At 62.9% G+C, this 3,785-nt stretch carries 4 protein-coding genes; 1 reads left to right on the top strand and 3 read right to left on the bottom strand.

Going from position 1 to position 3,785, the window contains the following annotated elements; all coding sequences use genetic code 11:
- The 3 genes from AC1DY5_RS46285 to AC1DY5_RS46275 form a co-directional block, all read right to left on the bottom strand.
- Positions 1 to 232, bottom strand: a 232-nt coding sequence (locus AC1DY5_RS46285) for a helix-turn-helix domain-containing protein (protein ID WP_478121109.1), incomplete at its 3' end; no start/stop codon positions are given.
- A 135-nt stretch (positions 233 to 367) separates the two neighbouring features.
- The gene (locus tag AC1DY5_RS46280; protein WP_478121108.1) at positions 368 to 1,129 is read right to left on the bottom strand and encodes a hypothetical protein; all 762 of its coding nucleotides are present in this window, start codon (positions 1,127 to 1,129) and stop codon (positions 368 to 370) included.
- Positions 1,130 to 1,245: 116 nt separating this feature from the next.
- Complete coding sequence (locus tag AC1DY5_RS46275) at positions 1,246 to 2,613, bottom strand: hypothetical protein (RefSeq protein WP_478121107.1); 1,368 nt, start codon at positions 2,611 to 2,613, stop codon at positions 1,246 to 1,248.
- A 382-nt stretch (positions 2,614 to 2,995) separates the two neighbouring features.
- Between AC1DY5_RS46275 and AC1DY5_RS46270 the strand changes: the two genes are divergently transcribed.
- A partial coding sequence (locus AC1DY5_RS46270; protein ID WP_478121106.1) for a hypothetical protein occupies positions 2,996 to 3,785 on the top strand: 790 nt, incomplete at its 3' end.

Below are 3,785 nucleotides of genomic sequence, written 5' to 3'. Positions count from 1 at the left end.
GTACGGGGCCGTCAGCCAGCCACCGCGTATCCGACGCTGCGCGCCAGGCCGTGAGCCACTGGGCCATGGCCACGTAGTTCGCGTAGGGCTCACCGCGCTCGCGGCGAGCCCGCTGCTCGGCCAGCGCCTGATTCCAGACCCAGCGCATCATGCCCGCGTAGCGGGCCAGTTGCTTCTCCTGCGCCGGACGCGGGCGGAGCTGGAAGCGGAAGCCTCGAAGGTTGTCGGACATGAGAAAACCAGTATGAAGAAGCAGAGGCGATACGCGCTAGGTCGACGGGAGAAAGTCACGCTTTACATCCCCTATCCGAAGGCGGCGGAGGCTTGATGCGAACACGGTCAAACCCCCACGCGCGTTCCTGGCCTTTCAGCCGCGGGGAGCAGCTGCGGCAGCGGCTTCGTTCAGGTCGATGCCTTCGCCGTGTTGGTCGCTGTCGTCCGGAGCACGGTTGGACGTGTGCGCCTGCGCGTCCTTGTCCTTGTAGTAGCTCTCCAGCCCGGCGGCCGTGAACACGGCGAAGTTGTTCACTTCCTCCCAGTCGAGCTGGTCCTTGCCCTGGAAGCGGACGGTCTTCGCCTTCGGCAGGCCGGCGGGCTTGTCGCCGTCCATGAGGATCTGGCCGTCTTCGCCGGCGTAGATCGGTGTGAACTTGGCCGAGGTGGCTGCGCCGGCCGGCTTCACGCTGATGAACGCGCGATCGCGGTCGAACGGCTGGCCGTCACCGATGCGTTCGCCGGCTCTCACTTGGCTCACGTAGATGTCGACCGGGCCATCGCCATGCGACAGCGCGTTGGCAGCCAGCAGGCCGATCACGTTGCGGCCGAGTTGCTGGTCCAGACGAATCTTCACGCTCTCGCCGTCGGTCAGACGCACGGTGGCGATCGGGTATTCGACCGGAGCGGTGCCGGGAGCGGTGTACGAGTCGGTACCGACCTTCACGCTCACGACGTTGCCGGTCAGCTGGCGAGCGAGCTCGTGCTGGCCATGCTCGTTCTTGTACAGGAAGCCGGCGAACTTCAGGTCCGGGTTCTTCTCGATGTCGGCAGCCGACAGGTGCTTGTTGGTGCGCTCGACCAGCGAGATGAAGATCAGGTTCTTGCGCTCGATGTTGCTCTTGACGATAGCCATTTGTTCGACTCCTAAAAAATGAGAACAAAGATGAGACCGCACACGTTTCTGATGTTCGCGAGGCTTGTGCGGCCTCATCTTTGGCCACGCGAACACGTTTGGGGATGGAGCGCGCCTTATCCGCGCGACGCCTCCGCCATCGGTTCTTCCGCGAATTGGTCCGCGGCTTGCGCAACGACGTCGGCCTGCTGCGGAGCGACGAGCGGGAAATGGGTGTCGACGTAGCGCTCCATCTCTTCCTTGATCGGCTTGTCGATCCGGAAGATGTGCTGCTCGCCCATGTACGCGTCGAGGTTGATGCCGAACCCTTCCGCATGGGCGGCCAGCTTGTCCGGGTCGATCTTGTCGTCCTTGAACTGCTTTAGGTCGACGCCGAGCGACTTCAGGTGCGCGGCCATGAGCTTCGCGTCGTAGCCGTCCTTTTTCGTGACCATCGCGACCTGCTCAGGCGTCAGGTCTTCCTTGACCTTGTCGGCGTCGATCTTCAGATTCGCGGTGAGCGCGCCGGCACCCGGCAGGACAATCTTGTGACCGTCGAGCCTGCGGCCCTCGAGACCCAGGAGCAGTTCTGCGCTCAGTTCCTGCGCGCGCTCGTCCGCGGCCTTCGAAAGCGCTGACACGTTCGCCAGGCGCTCGGCCAGCTCGACGTGCTTCGCGACGAAGCCTTCCGAGTCGGCGAGAACCGGCGTGCGGATGTACGGCGGCACCACCTTGTGCATCACGCAGTCCCACGCCCAGTTGCCGGCGTTGCGAACCAGATGCTTGAGCTCGTCGCTCACCTCGACCACGTCGTCCTTTAGACGCCAGCGCGCCCAGTCGAACTGGCTCAGCATCAGGCCGTGCAACTCGACGCCCTGCTCTTCGCAGAGGATCGCGCCTTGGGCGAGCTGGCAGCCGTACTGGAAGTGGATCTCGGCGTCGTCTTCGACCTTGCTCGGCGCCTTGTAGTCGATGAGCCACCGCGACATCGGGCGCACGCCGGACATCGCGCGCGTCGCGGCCAACACCTTCGACGGGAGCTGCGCCACTTCATCGGGGCTGTAGCGCATCCACGGGAGGGCGCCTTGGGCCTTCTTCAGGACCTCGAAGGCTTCCAGGTCGCGGTGGGCGCCGTACTTTTTGTAGAACTTGCGCGAGTGCGGCTCTTCGTTCTCGTGACCGCGGGTCATGTGCTCGTTGGTCTCGTCGGGGACCTTGCGCATCAGCTTGCCCAGGACGATGTCGTGGGCGCTGGCCATATGGTCGGCGCGGACGCCGTGCTGGTTGCGCAGCAGAACGCCGATTTCCGAGCCGCCGAAGCCGTTCAGGCGAATCGCGTGCCAGATCGCTTGCTCGGCGTGCATTTCGACCACGCGGCTGATCCACTGACGGGCGTCTGATGTCTCGATCAGGTTGCGCTGCGGCAACGCGTCAACGAGCTGCCACACCTTGGTGGTGATCGCTGCCTTGTCATCGGCGGTCAGCTGGCGGTCCAGTTCTTCCATCTCGTTCGCGTCCTCAATCTGTTGCTCTATCGACTTCCAACTCGGTCTAGTGGTTCGTCGCTATTTAATTGTTTGTGAGCATAGCTTGATGCGGTGTTTTTGATTTTTTTGTTTCGAGTATTGTTTCGTTGCCACATCGCAACTGAGCGCCAATACGAAGGAAGTTTTCACCTGCGCTTGCCCGCCCATCTGCGCGGTTCCAGGTGAGGAAATAACGCCGATGTACCGAGTTGCGAACGGCTCGCATGCACGCCCAAAATGAACGGTTGTGCTGACAGAAAGGTCAGGAAAAATCACGGAAACCGGTGGTCGTGCCACTGGCGAATCGGCGTTTCTCGTCGGAACAGTCCTACGATCGCTGCCTCAACAAGAAAATCAATCAGTGAACGTCTCGATCTTTGGCGACCTGGCAGCTCCAGCTGCGCCGCCCACCAAGCCATCCGCGAGGCCCCGACTGCCGGGTGCCGACCCCTCGGGCAGTCGGTCAGCCATCGCCTCCGCAACGTTCCCGTCTGACCGGACCACAGCGAACGCCCCCGCCGCCGATGAGACGACCGCGCGCGAGGAGCACATCCAACGCAGCATGATGAATCGCTACATGGGCGAGTCCATCAACCGCATTCCCCTTGGAGTGCTCCTGTGCCTGGTGATGACGTGGGTCTGCTGGCGACATATTCCGGCCGACGAAGTGCTCATGTGGGCGAGCGTCGTGCTCACCGGCAACTTGGTGCGCACGCTGGCGGAGACCAACTACGCGCGCAGACTTCGCGACGCCCCTTGCACTGTCCAAATGGAGTTCATGCGGCGCATCACGCCGATCTACCTGGTTCTCGCCGCCGGATGGGGAACCTCACCGTTGCTCTTCTACGATCGGATGGGCGATGTCAGCGAGTTCGCTTGCTGGTCAATCCTGGCAGGGATGATGTACATGCCGCTGCCGAGACTCGCCCTTGTCCCGAGGCTCAGCCGCCTCTTCACGAGCGTGTTCTTCGGGACCGCCGTGTTTTGCATCGTTTTCACAGCCTGGCGCGCCGGCCCCGCAAAGCACGCCGTGCTCTGGTTCATCCCTCTCGCTGTCTTGCAGTGGAGCTTGACCCGACGCATGACGCGCGAGATGCACAAGACCCAACGGGAGCACTACGGGATGGTCTTCGACCTGGCCGCGCAGAAGC

Source organism: Variovorax sp. P4_D9, assembly GCF_056401695.1.
The sequence above is the reverse complement of the archived record's forward strand: the minus strand, read 5'-3'. Positions and strand labels throughout refer to the sequence as shown.